This window comes from Pseudoxanthomonas sp. UTMC 1351 (assembly GCF_040948865.1).
Classification (GTDB): Bacteria; Pseudomonadota; Gammaproteobacteria; order Xanthomonadales; family Xanthomonadaceae; genus Pseudoxanthomonas_A.
The window spans coordinates 1-20,937 of sequence record NZ_JAVGJT010000017.1 but is presented as its reverse complement, the minus strand read 5'-3'; the positions used below and the strand labels follow the sequence as shown (position 1 = coordinate 20,937).

Here is a 20,937-nt window from a genome sequence, read left to right as displayed (position 1 = left end):
CGGGCACTCGCCACATCCATGCGGCTCGCCCTTCGGGCGGCTTTGCCGTGCAAATCGGCAGTCCTGCCGATTTGTCTCCCGGAGGGAGAAGGGAAAGCAAAAAACGACAGTCTGCAAAGGGGCGCGGTGCTAGCATGTCGCGTCTCAAGTCAGCCGCCGGTTCATGAACGACGACCGCCCTAGCCAGACCCGCTCGAATCGCTCGCGTCAGAAGAAAGAAGAGCTGGCGGTAGTGGGAATCGGCGCGTCCGCGGGAGGGCTGGCGGCGCTATCCACGTTTCTTGATCACCTGCCCGCTGACACCAGCATGGCTTACGTGGTGATCCTGCACTTGTCCCCCAAGCACGACAGCAGTGCCGACAAGCTGCTCCAGCGTTCGACCCGGATGCCGGTGATCCAGGTCTCCCACCCGACCAGGATCGAGGCGAACCACGTCTACGTGATATCGCCTTCCGTGGATCTTGCGATGGTGGACGGCTGGCTGCAGGTGCAACCGGCCACACGGCCGCGCGGTCGCCACGTTGCCATCGACAAGTTCCTGCGAACGCTGGCCGAAACTCATCGCGACCGGTCGATCGGTGTCATTCTTTCCGGCACCGGCTCGGATGGTTCAGTGGGCGTGTCCAAACTGAAGGAGCAGGGCGGCGTCACCATCGTCCAGCTGCCAGAGGACGCCGAGTACGATGACATGCCGCGCAGCGCCATCGCGACGGGTAACGTCGATTTCGTGCTGCCAGCGGTGGAGATACCGCAGAAGCTGGTGCAACTTTCGCTCAACGCGCTAGAGATACGGCTGCCCATCGCGGGCGAGGATGCGGAACCGACGATCACCAAGGTGATCAGTTCCGGCCGTGAGGATGAAGACGCGGTCCGGGACATCCTGCGGATACTCAGCGAACGCACTGGCCACGATTTCCATCACTACAAAAAAGCCACCATCCTGCGCCGCATCGAGCGCCGGCTGCAGGTCAATCTGCTTCGGGACGTGCAAGCCTATCGCAGCTTCCTGGAGGCGTCGGATAGCGAAACCGAAGCGCTACTCAGCGATCTGTTGATCAGCGTCACCAACTTCTTCCGCGACCGCGAAGCGTTCGAAACACTGGAACGCGAAATCGTGCCCACACTGTTCGCCGCCCGTTCCAGTACGGAGCCGGTGCGCGTTTGGGCGGCAGGCTGCGCGACGGGCGAAGAGGCCTATTCGCTAGCCATGCTGCTCTGCGACGAAGCGGACCGGATGGCCGAGCCGCCCCCGCTGCAGGTCTTCGCCACCGACATCGACGAACGCGCGATCGCCCGCGCACGCACCGGCCTGTATCCGGCGTCGGTCGTTACCGACGTACCGCCCAGCCGCCTGCGCGAGTACTTCTCCAAGGAACAGCAGCAATACCGGGTGAAGAAAAGCCTGCGCGACAAGGTGCTGTTCGCCATGCACAACGTACTGCGGGATCCGCCGTTCTCGCGAATGGACCTGATCAGCTGCCGCAATCTGCTGATCTACCTGGATCGCGACATCCAGGGGCGGCTGCTGCAGATGTTCCATTTCGCATTGCGGCCGGGCGGGTACCTGTTCCTGGGCCATTCGGAATCGGCGGAAACCGCAACGCGGTATTTCGATGTGGTCGACAAGAAGAACCGCATTTTCCGCGCCCGCTCGCAGTCGCGCGCGTCGGTCCAGGTGCCCACGTTGCCGCTGCGCCCCAGTGTGGTAAGTCCGCCCGCGCCGCCGCCGCGCCGCCGCAAGGGATTTTCGTTCGCGGATATTCACCAGCGCGTTCTGGAACTGTACGCGCCACCCAGCGTGGTGGTGGACGCGGAGTACAACGTGGTGCACGCATCGGAACAGGTGGGCCGCTACTTGCGCTTTACGGGCGGGGAGCCGAGTTACAACCTGTTGAAGGTGATCGACCCGGAGTTGCGCCTGGAGCTGCGCAGCGTGCTGATCCAGGCGGTGAACAGCAAGAAGAGTGTGGAAGCCAAGGACATCCGTTTCGAAAGAGACGGCGAAGCGGTGCATATCAGCATCACCGCGCGTCCCTTCAGGGATGCGCAGGCGGATGCGGAGTTCGTGCTGGTGGTGTTCGACGAAACCGAGCATCCCACGGCGCCGCTGGCCAAGGGTGAGCAGATGGTGGTGAAGGACCAGGTGCTGATGAACCTGGAGGACGAGTTGCAGCGCACCAAGGAGCGGCTGCAGTCGACCGTCGAACAATCGGAGATATCGACCGAGGAGTTGAAGGCGTCCAACGAAGAGCTGCAGGCGATCAATGAGGAATTGAGATCGGCGACCGAGGAACTGGAAACCAGCAAGGAAGAGCTGCAATCGGTCAATGAAGAGCTCACCACGGTCAATCACGAACTCAAAGCGAAAGTCGAAGAGACCGCGCAAGTCAACGACGATCTGCGCAACTTCATCGCCTCCACCGAGATCGCGACGATCTTCATCGACGCCGATCTGCGGATAAAACGCTACACGCCACGTGCCGAGGATATTTTCAGCATCATTCCGACCGACATCGGGCGGCGGCTGCTGGACATCACTCATCGCCTGCACTATCCGGAATTGGCCGATGACGCAGCTTCGGCCTTCAGTCTGTTGCAGGTACGCGAGCGCGAAGTGCGCGCGTCAGACGGCCGGGTCTTCATTTCCCGCGTACTGCCTTACCGGACCGCAGAAAACCGCATCGACGGCGCGGTGCTGACCTTCGTCGACGTCACCATGCTGCGCCAGGCCGAGGCGCAAGCCAGGTCGCATACGGTGCCTATCGAGCTGGCCTCGCGCGACAGTTCCGACTGGGGTGTGATCCTGTTGGACAAACAGGGAAGGGTCAGCAGTTGGAGCTCGGGTGCTCTGCGCCTGCTGGGTTTCGAAGAGAGCGAGATGGCGGGACGGACCCTGGACACGATCTGTTCGGTGGAGGAATTCCAGGATTTCGGCACGGTTGGCGGCTTGGGCCATCAGGCACTCAAGGAAACCGATATCTCCGAACGGTGGTACACACGCAAGGACGGCAGCCGCTTTCTCGGCTACTCCTTCACTACTCCCATCGGGCACGGCGAGGATGGTTTCGTGCTGATTCTCTGGCAGCGCCAGGAATCGGCGGAGCAGGTCAAATCCGAAGAGCGCAGCCACCGTGCCGATGCGCAGGCCGCCAACGCGTTGCGCGATGAATTCCTGGCGGTGATGTCGCACGAACTCAAGCACCCGCTCAATCTGATCAGCGTGAACACCGAGTTGCTGGCGCGCATGCCGCAGGTGCGGGCTTCCGACGACATCGCCCGCATCGTGTCGACCCTGCGCCGGGCCATCAAGGGGCAATCGCAGATCATCGATGACTTGCTGGATCTTTCCCGCATGCGCACGGGCAAGCTGCGGTTGAACATGGCGCCGGTCAATTTGAGTTCGTTGGTCGAGGCCATCGTGGAAAGCGCGCGTGCCGACATTTCCGCCGCCGAGCTGAACATCGAATTCGTATCCGACGGTCCGGTCGTGGTCCGTGGCGACGTGCACAGGATCGAGCAGATTGTCTGGAACCTGCTCAGCAACGCCATCAAGTTCACACCGGGATCCGGCCACATCGTCGTGCGGGTCGCGCCGGAAGGCGAATTCGGCCGGTTGACCGTCAAGGATTCGGGGCAGGGCATCGATCCCGACTTCCTGCCGCGGGTGTTCGACATGTTCGGCCAGGCGGCCGCGCGTGCGGCCAGCAAACAGACCGGCCTGGGGATCGGCCTGGCGCTGGTGCGCAAGCTGGTCAACCATCACTCCGGCAAGGTGGAAGTGGCCTCGCGCGGCATCGGCTGCGGCAGCACGTTCTCGGTCTGGCTCCCGCTGTTCGTCGAGAAGCCCAAGGAGAATGAGGCTGAGGAACAGAACCATCTGCTGACGGGCCTGAAGGTGCTGCTGGTGGACGACACCACCGACACCGTCGAGGCGTTGCAGGCACTGCTGGAACTGGAAGGCGCGCAGGTCATGGCCGCCAGCAGTGGGCAGGAAGCGCTGGACCTGACGGAACGCCGGCAATTCGACCTGGTGGTATCGGATATCGGGATGCCCGGGATGGACGGCCGCGACTTCATGAGAGCGTTGCGGCAGCGCCCCGCCTACGCGGACACCCCCTCCATTGCGCTGACCGGCTACGGCTCCAGCCGGGATATCGAAAATGCCCTGGCAGCCGGCTTTACTGCGCACATCAGCAAGCCCGTTTCTTGGGCGGGATTGGTGGAGACGATCCGCAAGCTGCTGGTGCCGACGGCTGCTTCAGGCTGAACCATTGCTCCGGACTAAGCGGACTTTCCCTCCATTCCAAAAGGGGCAAGAAGGCGCTTCCCTTGGAGAAAAGCCTGGGGCCGAGATTTAACGCCCCCGGAGATATTAATGAGGTATAAATAGAAACTCATCCGCCGAAGAGGATGGTCGGGATGGATACTCTGGGGCTGCTCCACGACGTCAAGAACGAACTTAACGTCATTTCGTTGGCCAGAGACATGGCCGAACGCGCGAGTCGAAGGGGAGCCACCGATGTGGTGCTTCATAATCTTGCGAAGATCACTGCGGCCTGCGAACGCTGTAACGCCCTGATCGAATCCGCCCGCGACGCGGATAGCGTGCATGCCGCAAATATTCGCTGAGCAATGGCCGTCGAATTCGGCAGGGTGTCCAGTTCCCGAAGTGCCAGCGCTTAAGACTTAGTCGGTCGTCGCCGCATCCATCAATGCGTCGTAACGCCGCTGCATCTCCTGCGCTGAGACCTCTTCAATGCTGTGGCCGATCAACCACTCATGGCCGAAAGGATCGCGCACCGTGCCTGAGCGCTCTCCATAGAAAGCATCGCTGGCCGGCCGCAACAGCGTGCCACCTGCGTCGACCGCCCGCGCCAGCAGTGCATCCGCATCGTCCACGTGCAGGTGCACGCTTGTGCTGGTGCCGCCGAGCGACTGCGGCCCCAGGATGCCGCACTCCGGATACTCATCGGACACCATCACCACGGCCGGGCCAATGACAAGTTCGGCATGGCCAATGCGGCCGGTGCCTTTCTCATCCAGCCGCAACCGCAGTTCGGCTCCGAATACATCGCGGTAATAATCGATAGCCCGCGCGGCATCGCGTACGCGTAGATAGGGGAAGACCTCGTGGACTGTATTGGTAATGGAATTCTGCTTCATTGATTTCTCCTGCTGGCGGCATTGGCTTCACCGGACGCGGAAAGTGTCGGACAGAAGAGCGATGGCGTCTTGTAAAAAAATGCAGAAGAACAGCGAGCGGGCTTGGGAACTTCACCGTGTGGGAGCGACGTGAGTCGCGACCGGAGACATCAACGTCGCGACTCACGTCGCTCCCACAAGGAAGGATTACCATTTTGATTCTCCTATACCAAAGATAAATCTTCAGCCCGGCGTCATACCCGGCCACCGTGTTTCACCGGGCATTCGCAACGTGCACGGATAATCGACGCGTCCCACAAACGGAGGACGCATCATGAAGGCGATCCGTACATTCCTATGCCTAAGCACGCTAATGGCGGCTGGCGCCGCCGCCGCGCAATCCAGCGATCGCGTATATGGCCCGGAGGACGAAGGCCGCCGCTTTGAAGATGGCAGCCGAGTGGTCTGCAAGGACGTGGAAGTGCAACGCGGCACAAAAGACCCCAACCGCATCGCCGGCACCGCAACCGGCGCAGTGATCGGCGGCTTGTTGGGGAACCAGGTCGGCAGCGGCTCCGGTCGCAAAGCGGCCACCGTGGGCGGCGCCATCGCCGGCGGCGCGATAGGCCGCAACGTGCAAGGCAACCGCCAGGAAGATCGTGGCGAACGTATTGTCGAGCGTCAATGCGAACGGGTATGGCGCTGATGGCGGATTGCACGGTCCGATAGATACTGCCGGATATCTTCGCGGCTCGTCATCCCGGCGTACGCCGGGACCCAGCGACTTCCGCCGTCCAGAGGAAAAGGCACTGGGTCCCGGCGTACGCCGGGATGACGACCGAGTTACTACGAGAGCGATTGGAGGTACTTCCAGTTTTCCGAGTGCGCTATCAAAAGAGTCGATACGAGGTGCTCTAACGCCGCGCTCGCTCGACAGCAGAATTCTTGCCGAGCCGTCCAGCAGCCACCGGCCAACTCAACTCGACCACCAATGGAAAATGATCCGATGGGTATCGACCATTCTCCTGGCTGTCCACGACACGCATCCGCGCCACCTCCAAGCCGCGGACGAGAATCCAGTCGATCCGCTTTTGCGGCTGACCGGTAAAGCCATGGAAGGTGCCTTCCGGCCCTTTGCGCTGCGCTGCGGCAGTCCAGGCATCATGAAGAATCCCCTTGAACTCCGCATAGGCCGGGCTATTGGGCGTAGTGTTGAAGTCGCCGGTCAGCACCACCGGCACATCGTCCGGCAACGTGCGTAGCCGCCGTGCAATCGCTTGTGAGCCACGCAGGCGCGCATCCTCGTCTTCGCCGCGATACGGCAGGTGAGTGTTGAGCAGATAGAATCGTCGTCCATCCGCCAGTGTTTCGAACAACGCCCAGGTAACCATGCGTGGGTGCGGATGGCCCCACGTGATGCTGCCTGGTATTTCCGGCGTGTCGGACAGCCAGAAATCCCCGGATTCGATCACCCGCAGGCGGTCGCGGCGATAGAACACGCCCATGTGCTCACCGCCGCCATTGTCCTCACGGCCGCGCCCGAACCAAGCATATTCCGGCATCTGCGCAGCCAGATACTCGCCTTGCTCGGCAAACAGTTCCTGTGTGCCGATTACGTCGGCGTCCTGTTCGTGCAGCATCCGTACTACCTGTTCGCGGCGTAGTTCCCAGTAGTCGGGACCATCGCTTTGGGCCGGTAGCCGTACGTTGAACGACATTACGCGCAGCGTTTGCGTCTCCGCGGACGAAGCGGAGAAGGGCGTAGCGATCAGGAAGAAGGCCAGTAGCAGTGAACGGAGCAAGGACATCGACGAATCTTTGTTTGTGTTCGGACGAGCAGTGTAGTCGTCGGCCGATTGCGGGATTGTGTCTGCGGCTGGGCTCTCAGTAAGTGAATGCGATTCCATGGCTCGGTAAGAGCAAGCACCCGTGGGTGCGCGGGATTTCCCGGGGTCTGGCGAGCGGCCGCAGGCGATTCGCCATTGCACCAAGCATAGACGAATGGCTAACGGCGCTGAGCTAATCGGCTGCGCTACGCTTCCATCGTTAGTCGCGACAGGCGAGAGGGTTACCATGTCCAGTGCATTGAGCAAGCTTGCAGTAGGTCTGACGCATGAGGCGGCGATGACGGTGGAAACGCGCCACTTGGTGCCTTCGGTAGGATCCGGATGGCCGGGCTTTGCGGATATGCCGCCAGTATTCGCCACGGCCATGTTGGTGGGCTTCATAGAGCAAACCTGTATCGAGCTGCTGCGCCCGTACTATCTTCCCGGGCAGCACAGCGTTGGCACCGAGATCGCGATGTCGCACGATGCGCCGACTGCCGCTGGCCGCCAAGTCAAGGCCAAGGTTGAACTGATCGCTGTCGAAGCACGCATGCTCACGTTCGCAGTGGAAGCCAGTGATGATGCCGGCGTGATCGGCGGCGGGCTGCATCGGCGCGCGCTGATCGATGTGGCGAAGTTCATGTCCCGGCTGGAAACACGATATACCCGATAACCGGTCTCCGGCCTGCGACGAAGCCCTGCCCTGCGGTAGCCCAAGGCTGCTCAGTTCTACGGGACGCGGAATTGATCCGTGCTTTTGTAGAGCCGAGCTCGCTCGGCTGCTCTTCGATGCGGGTGAGGCCCAAAAGCAGCGGAGCAAGCTCCGCTCTACGAGAAGCGGGCTATCGCGGTGCGATGCTCCACTATCAGGCCACTAATAAATTTAAGGTTTCGCTACGGCCTGCTTAACATCGGCAGGCGTAGGCTCACGCGGACTCGGCACAGGAGGAAAGTCATGAGCACATATTGCTTCTTCGCCCAGGACGAAGCGGGAAACCGTTGCAAGATCAATGTGTTTCGCGGACCGACGGAAGGCGCGAAGCAGAACGGGGCAAACGACCGCGATATCGCACCGATCTACGCGCTCGAAGACGGCAGTCGGGTCCGTCGTGTGGATATGGAGACGTTCCAAGTCGTTCCCACCGGCGCCTATGTCACGTTGGTGCGCGACTGAGATCGCGATAACCAATACGGGGGCGCGTGGCGGCGACATGCCGTGATTCTGCCCGCCGTGTGCGTGTTGCGCTATTCGAGTCCCATGCCCATTCGATTATGTCCGCGGGCATATTGACGTTAGTACGCCACTGACGCGACCAGCGGTGCCGGGTCATCCCAGCGCTCGCGCGCGCTGAGGAACCCCAGTTCCACCAGCACCACGGCGCCCAATACCTGGGCGCCTTGCGCGCGCGTCAATGCCAGGGCGGTCCTCAGCGTGCCGCCGGTCGCCAGTACGTCGTCGACGACGATCACTCGCGCATTGGCGGGTAGCGCGTCGGCGTGGATTTCGAGACGGTCGCTGCCGTATTCCAACGCATACTCGAGCGCCAGCGTGCGTGCCGGCAGTTTGCCGGGTTTGCGTGCGGGCACGAAGCCGGTGCCCAGCGCATGTGCCAACGCCGCACCCAGGATGAAACCCCGCGATTCGACGCCCACCACCGCATCCAGCCGAATGCCTCGCCAAGGTGCGGCCATGGCATCGATCGCGGCAGCGAAACCGTCAGCGTCGGCCAGCAAGGGAGTAATGTCCTTGAAGAGGATGCCCGGTCTGGGAAAGTCGGGTACGTCGCGGATCAGGGTGTGCCAGTCGGCCATGGTGAGTGCGTTGTATGGGTCGTTGCGATGATCCTAAATCGTTTTTGCGTCAGCGAGTTGCCGGGACAGATGATTTATCGTCATCCCGGCGCAGGCCGGGACCCAGTGCCGTGCAGTCCAGATAGTAGCGAGCTGATGAAGTCGCCGGATGACCCGCTATGCGGCGCTTAAAAGCCGCTCTCTCAGCCTGCGTCGGGACGACGGATTCTTATTGATACCAAACAGGAAAGCCGCCGAATCTCTTTGGCGGCTTTCCATACACTTCCTGCGTCTTAAGGTTCTTAGAAGTTGTAGCGGACCTGCACCTGTGCCAAGTCAAGATCCGCATCTTCCACTTCGAACCGGCTGTATTCGCCGCGCAAGGCGAAGGCGTCGGTGAACTGGTACTGCACGCCTACGCCGTACGTGGGATCGGTGCCGGTGTCGTCCCGGGTACCGGTGGCGGCGATGGGTGTGTCCAGGTCCCAACGCTGGAAGCCGGCCTTGGCGTATCCGGAAAATTTATCGGTAAAAGGCACGCTACCCACAGCGGTCAAGTAGGCAGAATTGGCTTCCAGGTCGCGGCCTACACCGTCGGATTCCAGCTTGCCAAAATCCACGTAGCCGGCTTCCAGGCCAAAGTACTTGTTGAACTGATAACCGCCGAACACCGAAAAAGCAGTGTCTTCGTCATCGTATGTCGCTTCATCAACGTAGGACTGGCCAACGCCGGCGCCGGCGTAGAAGCCCTTGTTTTCCTGAGCTTGCGCACCGAACGCGGCGGCGCCGAACAATACGGCTGAAAGGGTATGGACCAGTATCTTGTTCTTCTTCATGCGTCATGACTCCTATAGGCACCGCGCAAGGGGGAGGGAGCGGCGATGCAATTGACGATGGGCCCCGGCGAAATGCTTGGACGGCCATCGTCGTGGTACCAAGATGGGAACGGCTTGCGCGGATCAAATGGGGAAAGCAGCGACGCAGCTTCCTATCAGTGGAACGCGCGTCATGGCGTTTTCCGTTTGATGAAGACAAGGCGTCTCGGCGCCGGAGCGACAGTGCGTTATTCGGGATAGTTTCTCCCGCCACAGCCATCTAATCGAACGCGCCCAGTGCGGCTAAGCTGAGCCCACTTTCCTTGCGAACCCAAGCCCATGAGCGATTCGATCTCGATGTACCAAGCGTCTGTCCCCGTGTTCGTGCGGGCGCTGCGCAGCCTGAAGCACATACTGAAAAAGAGCGAAACGCACGCAGAAGCACAGGGTTACGATGCGGGTGTGCTGCTGCAAGCACGGCTGTACCCGGACATGTTGCCGCTGCTGCGGCAGGTGCAGATCGCTACCGATCTGGCCAAGAATGCCGCCGCGCGTTTGGCTGGCGTGGAAGCATTGCGCTTCGAAGACAACGAGAACGAGTACGCCGAGCTGTACGCAAGACTTGATCGGGCCATCGAATACCTGGGTACATTCACGCCGGAACAGATCGACGGCAGCGAAGGCCGCGCAATTAAAGTGCCGACCCGCAACCGTGGCGACCTGGAGTTCGACGGCCGCGGCTACCTGCTCGGCTTTGCCGCACCCAACGTGTATTTCCACGTCACCACCACGTACGCCATCCTGCGCCACAACGGCGTGCCGTTGGGCAAGCCGGATTATCTGAGCGGTAATTGAGCGGGAGGTCGATGTTGGCCGAAGTTCAATCAAGATAGCGGAGCTGGTTTCCCGTTCCTTGGGGACTCGTAGAGCCGAGATCCTATGTTGGCTGTCAATCCTTCATGACGATGGTGCCGACATAGCTATCCGCGCTCGTCGTAGAGCCGAGCTTGCTCGGCTGCTCTTCGTTCCACGTGCATGAAGCAAAAGCAGCGGAGCAAGCTCCGCTCTACGTAGAGCGGACCTGCGCCTCGCGATGGTGCCGAGTTAGTAGCAATATGGCCGTCGCAACGGTAGGGGATAGCGAATAACCACGTAAGGCGCTTCTCGTAGAGCCGAGCTTGCTCGGCTGCTCTTCGTTCCACGTGCATGAAGCAAAAGCAGCGGAGCAAGCTCCGCTCTACGTCAGTTGACGTTCGCCGCGCACGCTGCGGCGCGCTCCTGCAATAGGGTTTTTTCGCGTTCGTTGCGGGTCAGTGTTGCAGCGCGGAGGAACTCTTCGCGGGCTTCTTCCATTCGGCCCAGCTTGTAGAGCAAGTCGCCGCGCACACTAGGCAGCAGGTGATAGCGCTGCAGGCTGGTTTCACCAGTCAATTGGTCCACTAGCTGCAATCCAGTCGCAGGGCCGAATGCCATCGACAGTGCCACTGCGCGGTTCAACTCCACCACCGGCGATGGGGTCAGCTGCGACAACGCTTCGTACAGCGCGGCGATGCGCGTCCAATCCGTTGCTTCCGCGGTGCGCGCACGCGCATGGCAGGCGGCGATAGCGGCCTGCAAGGCATAGGGACCGAACGCACCACCCAGCTTTTCCGCACGTTCCAGTGCCGCCAAGCCTCGGTGGATCAACAGTTGGTCCCAGCGCGCGCGATCCTGTTCCAGCAGCAGCACCGGTTCTCCGGAAGGCCCTGTACGCGCGGCCGCCCGCGAGGCCTGGATTTCCATCAGCGCCACCAGCCCGTGCACTTCCGGCTCGGCAGGCGTCAGCTCGGCCAGCACGCGGCCCAGGCGCAGAGCTTCTTCGCACAGCGCCGGACGCATCCAGTCGTCGCCGGCGGTAGCTGAATAGCCTTCGTTGAAGATCAGGTAGACCACGCCCAGCACGGCGGTCAGGCGCTCGGCCAACTCCTCCTTGCGCGGCACTTCGAAGGGCACCTGCGCGTCGGCCAGGGTGCGTTTGGCGCGGACGATGCGCTGCGCCACGGTCGGTTCCGGCACCAGGAACGCCCGCGCGATCTCATCGGTGGTTAGGCCGCCCAGCAGGCGCAGCGTCAATGCCACCCGTGCCTCCATCGACAACACAGGATGGCAGGCGACGAAGACCAGCCGCAGCAGGTCGTCGCCGATATCGTCGTCGGCCGCCGCTTCCGGCGCCAGCGCGGTGTCGGCCTGCACTTCTTCCAGTTCGCGCGCGATTTCCTCGTGCTTGCGCGCTTGCAGCGTATGCCGGCGAAGGCGGTCGATGGCGCGGCGCTTGGCAGTCGCCATCAGCCATGCGCCGGGATTGTCGGGTACGCCGTTGTCGGGCCAGGTTTCCAGCGCGGCGACCAGCGCGTCCTGTGCCAGTTCTTCCGCCAGGCCCACGTCGCCGCGGACCATGCGCGCCAGGCCGGCGATCAGACGGGCGGATTCGATGCGCCAGACAGCATCGATGGCGCGGTGCGTGGCCGAATCAGTCATCCGCGCATCAAACCACGAGGGCGCGGAGGAAGGAAGTGGCTGGCCCGGCCCAGTGCCGGCCAGATAGCCAGCGTCAGAGGAGGCGGTGTCGAAAGTGGTGGGTGAGAGCATCGCGGTATGACCTATTCAGGGGGGCCGGCGCTCAGCGGGCGGTCGTGCCCTGCATCTGGCGGAAATCGTCCCCGACCGCCTGCTGCACATCGACGGGGAAGTCCTCGAACTCCATCACCTGCCGGATTTCGATGGTTTCGTTGTCGGACCCTGGGCATCGCTTGGCCCATTCGATGGCTTCCTCGCGGGAGTTAACCCGGATCATCCAGTAGCCACCCAGCACTTCCTTGGCCTCCGCGAAGGGACCGTCCGTTACCTTCGGTTTACCGCCTTCGAACGACACACGGGCGCCCATCGATGGCGGGTGCAGGCCATCCAGCGCGATCAGCACGCCGGCTTTCTGCAGCTCCTCGTTGTATTTCATCATCGCGGCCACGGCGTCGGCCTCGGGCATGGTGCCCGGCGCGGCGCTTTCGTAGCCCTTGGGGAGCATCAGCATCATGAATCGCATGGTGGTTTTCCTCCTGATCACAGTGGCTTTGCAGCAATTTTCGCGGTGCCAATGAATAGCTCGTTCTCCGGCATCGCTCTGATCTTTGAATAACCCGCGTTCACCGGTCGTGCTCGCAGTTGATCATCCACGGCACGCCGAAGCGGTCGGTCAACATACCGAAACGGGCGGCCCAGAACGTCTTCTCCAGCGGCATCTGCACGTTGCCGCCGTCGGATAACCCGACGAAAATACGATCAGCCTCGGCAATGCTGTCCACGTTCAACGAAATCGAGCAACCCTTGACACCCTCGTAGGGGTAATCCGGATGATTGTCGGACGCCATCAGCGCCTGTCCATTCACCACCAGTCGGGCATGCATGATCTTGTCGCGATGGTCCACTGGAATGGAGTCGCATGCCGGGGAGTCACCGAACGGCATCATCATTTCCAATGCGCCACCCAGGCGCTGCGCGTAGAACTTGAAGGCCTCTTCGCAGCGGCCATCGAATATCAGGTATGGATTGATGATCATCATTGCTCTCTTGGAAGTGTGTCCGAGTGCCGCTTGGATGGATGACGTGTTGGCAGAGCGGGTCAATGCGAAGTGCCGGACCGCGTGCGTAGAAGTTCCGGTTCCATCGGTTCGGACGTGAATGCGTCGCAGAAATCGGCCGCCTCGAATACCTGGCGGATTTCGATTTCCCTTTCGGCATCGCCGGTGTTCGGGCAACGCTTCACCCATTCGATGGCCTCTTCGCGAGACTTGGCCTGGATCAGCCAGAATCCGGCAATCAGTGTCTGGCTATCGGTGAAGGGTCCTTCGGTCACCGTACGCTGATGGCCATTGAAGCGGACGCGCGCGCCGTGGACGCTGGGGTGCAGCCCTTCGGCCGCCAGCAGCACGCCGGCTTTCGCCAGGGCCTGGTGGTAGTGGCACATCTCCGCCAGCAACGTCTTGTCCGGTGCCGCACCGGCCTCGGCCGTGACGTCGGACTTCAGCAGGATCATGAATCGCATGGGCTGTGCTCTTGGTAAATGGAGTTCAAGCGCGTACCGGCCTGGAATAGCGGCCGAAAGCGTGCTCTTACCCGTACGACGAACCGGGGACGAGGAAATCGACAGGGCGGAAGAGATTTTTCATGGCCCGGTTCCGGCACGAATCCATACGTTCCCAAGCGAACCGCAGACCGTGTTCGCGGTTGTGGGAGCGGCGTCCCGCCGCGAGCTCTCCCGTCAGATTGGGATAGAAGCCAAGAGCAATCGAAGCCGTCTGTTCGCCACCCGGACGCGCTGCGGCGCGTTCTTGATCGCGCGTACTAAGGGGCAATCGGGGCGCGGAGCGGCGTCCCGCCGCGAGCTCTTTCTGTCAGATCGGGATAGAAGCGGAGAGCTCGCGCCGAGACGGCGCTCCTACAAAGGCGAGGCGCTCCTACCTGATCCCGTGCGCTTGTCAGCGGACGGTGTGATGTTGCGGCGCCGAGGCCTTCAACGCTTCCGCCCGGCGCGCCTTGCTGAGCGTAGCCAATGCGTGATCGTAGGACCAGCGGACCAGTTCGGACAAATAGGCGGTAGGCACGCTGGCCACGTCAACGATCGTGATCCAGCGGTAACGTCCCAGCCAGCGTGCCGGCTTGATGCCAGGGACATCCGTCAGTTCCACAAAGCGCTCCGGCGTGACCTTGATACTGAAACGCCAACGTTCGGGCTGGCTGGTCTTGAAGTGGGCGAAGCGCTTGCCACCCACCGCATACGTCAGGATGTTGGCGGGCGGTCCATGCAGCACCGCTTCCGCACCCGGCAGACGCTGGCAGAAATCCTTGAGTTGTTCCGTATTCATGGTGGCATCGTAACCGTCGGCGCGAGCCGTTGCTCGCCGGCGACAAAGATAACCACTGCTTGACAGCACGCGCATTCGAAACGCCGTGATGGCGAGGTTAACCGCCGCTTCACCACTGTTGAACGCTGCCACGCGCAAGGTAATTGCAACTTCGCCAAAAGGACAAAACGATGGCTAGAAAAGCGCAAGAGTACGACGCAACGCAGGTCCGTGAATTGCTGCTGCAGGCATTGGAGACCGAGCGCGGCGGCATCAAGATTTACGAGAACGCCATCCAATGCGCGGTGAATCCTGACCTAAAAAAGGAATGGAACGAATACCTGCAGGAAACGCGCAAGCACGAAGAAGTGCTGACGCGCGTCTTCGAACTGTTGGAGATCGATACCGAGATGACCAGCCCTGGCCGCCAAGTGGTCGCCCATCTGGGCGAGTCCCTGGTCATGGCCATGCAGATGGCACGTGAGAACGCGGATGCAGCCGCCGCCGAACTGGTCGCGGGCGAGTGCGTGGTGCTGGCGGAAACCAAGGATCACCTTAACTGGGAGTTGATCGGCCATGTCGCCAACCACTCCAATACCGACTCGGCCAAGGTGCTGAAGTCCGCCTACGAGGCTGTGGAAAAGGACGAAGACCATCACCTGTACCACACCACCGGTTGGACGCGCGAACTGTGGATACAGTCGCTGGGCTTCCCCGCGATGCTGCCGCCACCGGAAGAGATCAAGAACGTCGAATCAAAGATGGAGGCCGCTCGCGCCGAACAGGCACGCGAGCGCATGATGTAAATGCGCGGAGCATCGCGGCCAACGAAACGACAGCGCCTACGGGCGCTGTCTTCACGTTGCGCTTCGAATTCCTAGTCAGTCGCCATTCCACAAAAGGAGCTGCGTCATGTCCACCTCGCCGAACGCTTTTACCCGTATGGCAAAAGCCGCCTCCAGCTTCACCGGGCGGCCGCTGTGCTTCTCGTTGGCCGTGTTGACCGTGGTGGCATGGGCTATCAGTGGACCGCTGTTCGGATTCAGCAATACCTGGCAGTTGGTGATCAATACCGGCACCACCATCGTGACGTTCCTGATGGTGTTCCTGATCCAGAACACGCAGAATCGAGACACCGAGGCGATGCATATCAAGCTGGACGAGCTGATCCATGTCACCCGCCGTGCCAACAATCAGTTGCTGGACCTGGAGGATATGGAGGAAACGGATCTCAACGAACTCCGCCGGCATTACGAAGAGATCGCGCGCCGGGCCAAAAATGGGAAAAAGAACGCGCCGCAAACATCTAGATGACGTAGGGTGGGCCCCGGCCCACCATTGCCATGCATGAACACACGACGACAACCAATGGGGCCGACATGCAACACGCAACGCGCTTTCGATAGTTGTCTGTGCACGCGTTGAGATGGCAATGGCGGGCCCGGGCCCGCCCTACGCCGAGATATACCCGCCGCCATTGATGTGTATCAGCTGACCGGTGATGAAGCTGCCATCCTGACTGGCAAGAAACACATAGGCCGGCGCGACTTCGGCCGGCTGCCCTGGGCGTTTCAGCAGCGTATCGGATCCGAATTCCGCCACTTGCTTGCTGTCGAATGATGCCGGAATCAGCGGTGTCCAGATGGGACCAGGTGCCACCGCATTCACGCGGATTCCGCGCTCGGCCAAGGACTGCGCCAACGAGAACGTCATGGCGTGGATGGCGCCCTTGGTGGAGGCGTAATCCAGCAACGTGCGATGTCCGCGCGCGCCGGTGACCGAGCCGGTATTGATGATGCATCCACCTTTTGGCAGATGTTCAAGCGCGGCATCGGTCAGATAGAAGAACGAAAACAGGTTGTTCTCGAAAGTCTTGCGCACGCGAGCGGGGGTGAGTTCCTCCGCTTCTTCGACTGGGTATTGCTGGGCGTGGTTATTGACCAGCACGTCCAAGGCGCCTAGCTTCGCCGCCACCTTTTCCACCAGCTTGCGGCAGTTGGCGGCCGATGAAAGATCGGTGCGTACCGTGAGGCAAACTGCGCCTTCGGCTTCCACCAGTCGCTGTGTTTCCGCCGCATCCGTGTCTTCCGAAAGATAGGCGATGGCGACCTTCGCACCCTCGCGGGCGAAATGCACCGCCACCGCGCGGCCGATGCCGCTGTCGCCGCCGGTAATCAGCGCGACTTTGTCCTGCAGTTTTCCGCTGCCACGATAATCATCGCGAATGGTGACCGGTTCCGGATGCATCAACTTCTGCCGGCCGGGTTGCCGCTCCTGTTTCTGCGGCGGATTGACGGGTTTCTTGCTTGCCATGTCTCGCTCCATCAGCGGTCGCATCCGGAAAAAGTAAGGCTTCAAGCGTTATGCATACGTGCTCACTGGATGAAGCCGCGGCCCTCGCGGGAAACCGTCTGCAATCGTATACCGCGTGGAGCGGAGCGAGCTCCGCTCTACAGAAGTCACGAGGTGCTAAGAACATCGGCCATATTGCTACCGGCTCGGGTCTATCGAGGGGCGCAGCTCGGCTCCACGAAAGCACGGATGAATTCCTTGTGGGAGCGACGTGAGTCGCGACGTTGTTGTTTCCGGTCGCGACTCACGTCGCTCCCACAAGGTTGGCTATGTCGATGCCGTCGCCATGTCGGGTTGCCCGCCAACATGGGATCTCGATTCTACGAACAGCTACCACCATCAACTCAACAGATTCTCCAGCGCACCTTCGAGTTCGGGATATTGGAACTTGAAACCTTCCGTGGAAGCATGCGTCGGAAGCACGCGTTGTCCGGTCAGCAACAGTTTCGACATCTCTCCGAACATCAGCTTCATCGCGAAAGCCGGCGTGGGCAGCTTTGCCGGGCGATGCAGCACACGTCCCAGCGTACGGGCGAATTCGCGTTGGGTGACCGGTTCCGGAGCAGTGCCGTTGTAGGCGCCCCCGGCGGCGTCGTTTTCCAACAGCCATTCGATCAGGCAAACCAGATCCGCGCGGTGCACCCAGCTCAACCATTGCCGGCCATCGCCGATGGGGCCGCCCAAACCCAACTTGAAGGGCAGCAGCAGCTTGGCCAGCGCGCCACCGTCAGGGCCCAGGACAATGCCGGTACGCAGGCGGCAAACCCGCACCCCGAGGGCTTCGGCCTCGAGTGCTTCGGTCTCCCAATCGCGGCACAGGTGGGAAGCGAAGTCGTCGCCGGCGGCGGCGGATTCATCCAACGGCGTGTCGTCGCGCGGACCGTAGTAGCCGACAGCGGAACCGGAAACCAGCACGCGGGGCCGAACCAGTTGCGTGGCCATCCAGGCCACCAGGCGCTGGGTGGTCCCCAGCCGAGACTCACGGATCAACTGCTTGCGCCGCGCATTCCAGCGGCCTTCCATCAAGGGTTCCCCGGCCAGATTGACGACCGCTTCCACATCGAACGCCTCGCTGATGTCGCCCAGCACACGCACCGCCGGTAGCAGCGCTGCGGTGCGTTCCCGGTGACGCGTCACCACGCTGAGCGTGTGGCCGACCTGCAAAAGCCGCTGGCATAGCGCCCGCCCAATGAAGCCGGAGCCGCCGGTGATCAGCACATGCATTGGATGGATGCGTCTTGCCGAGGGAGCGGCAGTGTACGCCTCACACCGTGTCCTGCTTGTGGAACAGACCGTGTTCGGCGATTCGGGTTACCGGCTATTAAACTTGCGCCAATCCGCCGGCGCCAATGGCATTTTTCCATGATCAGAATACGCACCGTTTTCAGCAGTCCCGCATGACACCGGATGACCGTATTCCGTTGTTGTTGCTGCCAGGACTGCTGTGCGATGGACGGCTGTGGCGAGACCAGATCGTGGGGCTGGAGGGAATCGCCGCTATCCAGGTGCCGGATCTGACCCTCGATGACAGCGTTTCAGCGATGGCGACGCGCACATTGGCCACCGCGCCGCCACGATTCGCGCTGGCGGGATTGTCGATGGGCGGGTACGTGGCGTTCGAGATATTGCGGCAGGCGCCAGAACGCGTAATGCGGCTCGCGCTGTTGGACACCAGTGCTCGCCAGGACGAACCCAAACGGGCGGCCGTGCGGCGTGCCGGGTTGGCGCTGGCCGAACGCGGCCGCTTTGCCGGCGTCACCAACAAGCTGCTGCCGCAACTGATCCATGAAAGCCGGGTCGGCTTGCCCATTGGCGAGGAGGTGATGACCATGGCGGCGCGTGTCGGCCGTGAAGCCTTCATTCGCCAGCAGCGTGCCATCCTTGAGCGGCCGGATTCGTTGCCGTTATTGCCCGCCATCGATCAACCGACGGTGATCGCGGTGGGCGATGACGACAGAATGACGCCGCCGGAGGAATCGCGCATTCTGCATGCCGCGATCCCAAACGCCCGTCTGCATGTGTTCCGCCAGTGCGGCCACTTGCCGGCGATGGAACTGCCGCAGGAAACCACAGCCATGCTGCGCGATTGGTTGACTGATTAAGAAGCCAGTCGACGCGCGGCGATATCGCATTCAACAGTGAGGATCTAGGTATGGAATTGGGAATGATCGGACTGGGACGTATGGGCGCCAACATGGCGGAGCGCCTGGCGAAAGGTGGGCACCGCGTCGCCGGTTACGATCCGGGTGGGCCCGCGCGCGAGGCGGCCGCATCGCGCGGCATTCATCCTGCGGCTTCGCTGGCGGAGCTGGTGGGTGCGCTGCCGGCACCGCGCGTGCTCTGGATGATGGTGCCCGCGGGCACCATCGTCGACCAAACCTTGGCGGCATTAGTGCCGCTGCTGTCGCCTGGCGACACTGTGATCGACGGCGGAAATTCGTTCTACAAAGACACGACGCGGCGCGCCGCTCAACTGACGGAAAACGGCATCCACTATGTTGATTGCGGCACCAGCGGCGGCGTGTGGGGATTGGCGGAAGGCTACAGTTTGATGATTGGTGGAGAAGCCGCCACCGTGGAGCGCCTGCAGCCGATCTTCGCGACCTTGGCGCCTGCCAAGGACAAGGGCTGGGGGCGGGTAGGGCCCAGCGGTGCCGGTCACTTCAGCAAGATGGTCCACAACGGCATTGAGTACGGAATGATGCAGGCCTACGCCGAAGGCTTCGCCATCCTGCAGCACAAGACCGAGTTCGGCCTGGACCTGCACCAGATCGCCGATATCTGGCGCGACGGCAGCGTGGTGCGTTCGTGGCTGCTGGATCTGACCGCGGATGCATTGAAGAAAAATCCCACGATGGCGGGCATCGCGCCCTACGTCGAGGATTCCGGTGAAGGCCGCTGGACCGTGGCCGAGGCCATCGACCTCAACGTCGCCGCACCGGTCATCACCCTGTCGCTGCTGGAACGTCTGCGCTCACGCGACGACGATTCCTTTGCCGACAAGCTGCTGGCGGCCATGCGCAATGAATTCGGCGGGCACCGCATCAAGACGGATTAAGAAACCATTGCTCTTGTAGGAGCGCCGTCCCGGCGCGAGCTCTTCGCTTCTATCGCGATCTGGGGGAAGAGCTCGCGGCGGGACGCCGCTCCGCGCCCCGATAGTTGTTCAGGGCGCGCAATCAAAGAACGCGCCGCAGCGCGACCGGATGGCGAACGACAGACTTTGAATGCAGACATATCACCGAAATTTAGCAGCCAGCCTGCTAGATTCCGCGTCCCACGCAGGAGCCGATGCATGAAGATCATGATGGTATTGACGTCGCACGACCGCTTGGGCGACAGCGGCAAGAAAACAGGCTTTTGGCTGGAAGAGTTCGCTGCGCCGTACTACGTATTCAAGGATGCCGGTGCGCAGATCGTGCTGGCATCGCCCAAAGGCGGACAGCCGCCACTGGACCCCAAGAGCGACGCCCCCGACGCACAGACCGCAGCCACCGTGCGCTTCAACGGCGATGCCGATGCCATTGCAGCGTTGGCGCAAACGCGCAAGCTGGCCGATGTGATCGATGAAGACGTGGGCGCGGTGTTCTATCCCGGCGGCCATGGGCCAATGTGGGATTTGAGCGAGGACGAACATTCGATTCGGCTGATCGAAAATACATTCGCCGCCGGCAAGCCGGTGGCTGCCGTCTGCCATGGTCCGGCGGCGCTTCGCCACGCCAAGGGAGCGCTTGGCGAGTCCCTGGTGAAGGACAAGCGGGTAACCGGCTTCAGCAATAGCGAGGAAGCGGCGGTAGGCCTGACCGATGTCGTGCCGTTCTCGTTGGAGGACGTGCTGAAGGCTAATGGCGGCCAATACACCCGTGGCGCGGATTGGCAGAGCCATGTGGTCACTGATGGTTATCTGGTGACCGGGCAGAACCCCGCATCGTCAGAAGCTGCCGCGCATGCGGTGTTGGCGTTGTTGAAATGATCCACGTATCCAGGATCACAATGTAGAGCGGAGCTGCGCCCCGCGATAGCCCACAGCCAATGGCAATAAGGCTTACGGATCTTCGGAAGCATTCAGCCGAGCAAGCTCGGCTCTACGAGGAGCGCGGATCAACCCTTGTAGGAGCGACGTGAGTCGCGATG

The 20,937-nt window shown here is 61.7% G+C and carries 22 protein-coding genes; 11 read left to right on the top strand and 11 right to left on the bottom strand.

Going from position 1 to position 20,937, the window contains the following annotated elements; genetic code table 11:
- Positions 1-163: 163 nt before the first annotated feature.
- Positions 164-4,267 carry a CheR family methyltransferase gene (locus tag AB6O04_RS12290; protein ID WP_368564263.1) on the top strand — a complete coding sequence of 1,368 codons (4,104 nt, stop codon included), beginning with the start codon at positions 164-166 and terminating at the stop codon, positions 4,265-4,267.
- Between the two features lie 152 nt (positions 4,268-4,419).
- Positions 4,420-4,629 (top strand): hypothetical protein, encoded by a 210-nt coding sequence (locus tag AB6O04_RS12285; RefSeq protein WP_368564262.1) that lies wholly within the window; start codon positions 4,420-4,422, stop codon positions 4,627-4,629.
- 57 nt (positions 4,630-4,686) lie between these two features.
- Here AB6O04_RS12285 and AB6O04_RS12280 read toward each other — a convergent pair whose 3' ends face one another.
- Positions 4,687-5,163 (bottom strand): VOC family protein, encoded by a 477-nt coding sequence (locus tag AB6O04_RS12280; protein ID WP_368564260.1) that lies wholly within the window; start codon positions 5,161-5,163, stop codon positions 4,687-4,689.
- 313 nt (positions 5,164-5,476) lie between these two features.
- Between AB6O04_RS12280 and AB6O04_RS12275 the strand changes: the two genes are divergently transcribed.
- Positions 5,477-5,848 carry a glycine zipper 2TM domain-containing protein gene (locus AB6O04_RS12275; protein ID WP_368564259.1) on the top strand — a complete coding sequence of 124 codons (372 nt, stop codon included), beginning with the start codon at positions 5,477-5,479 and terminating at the stop codon, positions 5,846-5,848.
- 208 nt (positions 5,849-6,056) lie between these two features.
- Here AB6O04_RS12275 and AB6O04_RS12270 read toward each other — a convergent pair whose 3' ends face one another.
- Entirely contained in the window at positions 6,057-6,950 is an 894-nt protein-coding gene (locus tag AB6O04_RS12270) for an endonuclease/exonuclease/phosphatase family protein (protein ID WP_368564258.1), read from the bottom strand.
- Between the two features lie 265 nt (positions 6,951-7,215).
- Here AB6O04_RS12270 and AB6O04_RS12265 point away from each other — a divergent pair, with 265 nt between their 5' ends.
- Together AB6O04_RS12265 and AB6O04_RS12260 are read left to right on the top strand one after the other, a co-directional pair.
- Positions 7,216-7,641, top strand: coding sequence for a thioesterase family protein (locus AB6O04_RS12265; protein WP_368564257.1), 426 nt, complete (start codon positions 7,216-7,218; stop codon positions 7,639-7,641).
- Between the two features lie 282 nt (positions 7,642-7,923).
- Entirely contained in the window at positions 7,924-8,142 is a 219-nt protein-coding gene (locus tag AB6O04_RS12260) for a hypothetical protein (RefSeq protein ID WP_368564256.1), read from the top strand.
- Positions 8,143-8,261: 119 nt separating this feature from the next.
- Here the strand turns inward: AB6O04_RS12260 and AB6O04_RS12255 are convergent, their stop codons facing one another.
- A complete protein-coding gene (locus AB6O04_RS12255; protein WP_368564254.1) occupies positions 8,262-8,780 on the bottom strand; it encodes an adenine phosphoribosyltransferase in 519 nt (172 codons plus the stop codon).
- Positions 8,781-9,061: 281 nt separating this feature from the next.
- On the bottom strand, positions 9,062-9,595 hold the full coding sequence (locus AB6O04_RS12250; RefSeq protein WP_368564253.1) for an outer membrane beta-barrel protein: 534 nt from the start codon (positions 9,593-9,595) through the stop codon (positions 9,062-9,064).
- Positions 9,596-9,913: 318 nt separating this feature from the next.
- On the opposite strand from AB6O04_RS12250, the gene AB6O04_RS12245 reads away from it, so the two are divergent.
- The gene (locus AB6O04_RS12245) at positions 9,914-10,429 is read left to right on the top strand and encodes a DUF1993 family protein (RefSeq protein WP_368564252.1); all 516 of its coding nucleotides are present in this window, start codon (positions 9,914-9,916) and stop codon (positions 10,427-10,429) included.
- Between the two features lie 387 nt (positions 10,430-10,816).
- Here AB6O04_RS12245 and AB6O04_RS12240 read toward each other — a convergent pair whose 3' ends face one another.
- From AB6O04_RS12240 to AB6O04_RS12220, 5 genes are all read right to left on the bottom strand, one after another.
- Positions 10,817-12,091, bottom strand: a complete 1,275-nt coding sequence (locus tag AB6O04_RS12240) for an RNA polymerase sigma factor (protein ID WP_368564251.1) — start codon at positions 12,089-12,091, stop codon at positions 10,817-10,819.
- Positions 12,092-12,233: 142 nt separating this feature from the next.
- On the bottom strand, positions 12,234-12,653 hold the full coding sequence (locus tag AB6O04_RS12235) for a YciI family protein (protein WP_368564250.1): 420 nt from the start codon (positions 12,651-12,653) through the stop codon (positions 12,234-12,236).
- Between the two features lie 100 nt (positions 12,654-12,753).
- A complete protein-coding gene (locus AB6O04_RS12230) occupies positions 12,754-13,167 on the bottom strand; it encodes a VOC family protein (RefSeq protein WP_368564249.1) in 414 nt (137 codons plus the stop codon).
- 62 nt (positions 13,168-13,229) lie between these two features.
- A complete protein-coding gene (locus tag AB6O04_RS12225; protein WP_368564247.1) occupies positions 13,230-13,652 on the bottom strand; it encodes a YciI family protein in 423 nt (140 codons plus the stop codon).
- A gap of 433 nt (positions 13,653-14,085) precedes the next feature.
- A complete protein-coding gene (locus tag AB6O04_RS12220; RefSeq protein WP_368564246.1) occupies positions 14,086-14,472 on the bottom strand; it encodes an MmcQ/YjbR family DNA-binding protein in 387 nt (128 codons plus the stop codon).
- A gap of 170 nt (positions 14,473-14,642) precedes the next feature.
- On the opposite strand from AB6O04_RS12220, the gene AB6O04_RS12215 reads away from it, so the two are divergent.
- Together AB6O04_RS12215 and AB6O04_RS12210 are read left to right on the top strand one after the other, a co-directional pair.
- Positions 14,643-15,257 (top strand): DUF892 family protein, encoded by a 615-nt coding sequence (locus AB6O04_RS12215; RefSeq protein ID WP_368564244.1) that lies wholly within the window; start codon positions 14,643-14,645, stop codon positions 15,255-15,257.
- Between the two features lie 106 nt (positions 15,258-15,363).
- Positions 15,364-15,765, top strand: a complete 402-nt coding sequence (locus AB6O04_RS12210) for a low affinity iron permease family protein (protein ID WP_368564242.1) — start codon at positions 15,364-15,366, stop codon at positions 15,763-15,765.
- Between the two features lie 138 nt (positions 15,766-15,903).
- Here AB6O04_RS12210 and AB6O04_RS12205 read toward each other — a convergent pair whose 3' ends face one another.
- Entirely contained in the window at positions 15,904-16,764 is an 861-nt protein-coding gene (locus AB6O04_RS12205) for an SDR family oxidoreductase (RefSeq protein ID WP_368564241.1), read from the bottom strand.
- A gap of 378 nt (positions 16,765-17,142) precedes the next feature.
- Positions 17,143-18,027, bottom strand: a complete 885-nt coding sequence (locus AB6O04_RS12200; RefSeq protein WP_368564240.1) for a TIGR01777 family oxidoreductase — start codon at positions 18,025-18,027, stop codon at positions 17,143-17,145.
- A gap of 173 nt (positions 18,028-18,200) precedes the next feature.
- Between AB6O04_RS12200 and AB6O04_RS12195 the strand changes: the two genes are divergently transcribed.
- The 3 genes from AB6O04_RS12195 to AB6O04_RS12185 all read left to right on the top strand — a co-directional run bounded on the left by AB6O04_RS12195 (position 18,201) and on the right by AB6O04_RS12185 (position 20,776).
- Entirely contained in the window at positions 18,201-18,905 is a 705-nt protein-coding gene (locus AB6O04_RS12195) for an alpha/beta fold hydrolase (protein ID WP_368564239.1), read from the top strand.
- Between the two features lie 50 nt (positions 18,906-18,955).
- Positions 18,956-19,861 carry a phosphogluconate dehydrogenase (NAD(+)-dependent, decarboxylating) gene (gene gnd, locus AB6O04_RS12190; RefSeq protein ID WP_368564237.1) on the top strand — a complete coding sequence of 302 codons (906 nt, stop codon included), beginning with the start codon at positions 18,956-18,958 and terminating at the stop codon, positions 19,859-19,861.
- A gap of 237 nt (positions 19,862-20,098) precedes the next feature.
- Complete coding sequence (locus AB6O04_RS12185) at positions 20,099-20,776, top strand: type 1 glutamine amidotransferase domain-containing protein (RefSeq protein WP_368564236.1); 678 nt, start codon at positions 20,099-20,101, stop codon at positions 20,774-20,776.
- The last annotated feature ends 161 nt before the right edge of the window (positions 20,777-20,937 follow it).

Coding starts and splice junctions, on each gene's coding strand:
- AB6O04_RS12290 (WP_368564263.1), top strand. CDS start 164: ATGAACGACGACCGCCCTAGCCAGACCCGCTCGAATCGCTCGCGTCAG.
- AB6O04_RS12285 (WP_368564262.1), top strand. CDS start 4,420: ATGGATACTCTGGGGCTGCTCCACGACGTCAAGAACGAACTTAACGTC.
- AB6O04_RS12280 (WP_368564260.1), bottom strand. CDS start 5,163: ATGAAGCAGAATTCCATTACCAATACAGTCCACGAGGTCTTCCCCTAT.
- AB6O04_RS12275 (WP_368564259.1), top strand. CDS start 5,477: ATGAAGGCGATCCGTACATTCCTATGCCTAAGCACGCTAATGGCGGCT.
- AB6O04_RS12270 (WP_368564258.1), bottom strand. CDS start 6,950: ATGTCCTTGCTCCGTTCACTGCTACTGGCCTTCTTCCTGATCGCTACG.
- AB6O04_RS12265 (WP_368564257.1), top strand. CDS start 7,216: ATGTCCAGTGCATTGAGCAAGCTTGCAGTAGGTCTGACGCATGAGGCG.
- AB6O04_RS12260 (WP_368564256.1), top strand. CDS start 7,924: ATGAGCACATATTGCTTCTTCGCCCAGGACGAAGCGGGAAACCGTTGC.
- AB6O04_RS12255 (WP_368564254.1), bottom strand. CDS start 8,780: ATGGCCGACTGGCACACCCTGATCCGCGACGTACCCGACTTTCCCAGA.
- AB6O04_RS12250 (WP_368564253.1), bottom strand. CDS start 9,595: ATGAAGAAGAACAAGATACTGGTCCATACCCTTTCAGCCGTATTGTTC.
- AB6O04_RS12245 (WP_368564252.1), top strand. CDS start 9,914: ATGAGCGATTCGATCTCGATGTACCAAGCGTCTGTCCCCGTGTTCGTG.
- AB6O04_RS12240 (WP_368564251.1), bottom strand. CDS start 12,091: ATGACTGATTCGGCCACGCACCGCGCCATCGATGCTGTCTGGCGCATC.
- AB6O04_RS12235 (WP_368564250.1), bottom strand. CDS start 12,653: ATGCGATTCATGATGCTGATGCTCCCCAAGGGCTACGAAAGCGCCGCG.
- AB6O04_RS12230 (WP_368564249.1), bottom strand. CDS start 13,167: ATGATCATCAATCCATACCTGATATTCGATGGCCGCTGCGAAGAGGCC.
- AB6O04_RS12225 (WP_368564247.1), bottom strand. CDS start 13,652: ATGCGATTCATGATCCTGCTGAAGTCCGACGTCACGGCCGAGGCCGGT.
- AB6O04_RS12220 (WP_368564246.1), bottom strand. CDS start 14,472: ATGAATACGGAACAACTCAAGGATTTCTGCCAGCGTCTGCCGGGTGCG.
- AB6O04_RS12215 (WP_368564244.1), top strand. CDS start 14,643: ATGGCTAGAAAAGCGCAAGAGTACGACGCAACGCAGGTCCGTGAATTG.
- AB6O04_RS12210 (WP_368564242.1), top strand. CDS start 15,364: ATGTCCACCTCGCCGAACGCTTTTACCCGTATGGCAAAAGCCGCCTCC.
- AB6O04_RS12205 (WP_368564241.1), bottom strand. CDS start 16,764: ATGGCAAGCAAGAAACCCGTCAATCCGCCGCAGAAACAGGAGCGGCAA.
- AB6O04_RS12200 (WP_368564240.1), bottom strand. CDS start 18,027: ATGCATGTGCTGATCACCGGCGGCTCCGGCTTCATTGGGCGGGCGCTA.
- AB6O04_RS12195 (WP_368564239.1), top strand. CDS start 18,201: ATGACACCGGATGACCGTATTCCGTTGTTGTTGCTGCCAGGACTGCTG.
- gnd (WP_368564237.1), top strand. CDS start 18,956: ATGGAATTGGGAATGATCGGACTGGGACGTATGGGCGCCAACATGGCG.
- AB6O04_RS12185 (WP_368564236.1), top strand. CDS start 20,099: ATGAAGATCATGATGGTATTGACGTCGCACGACCGCTTGGGCGACAGC.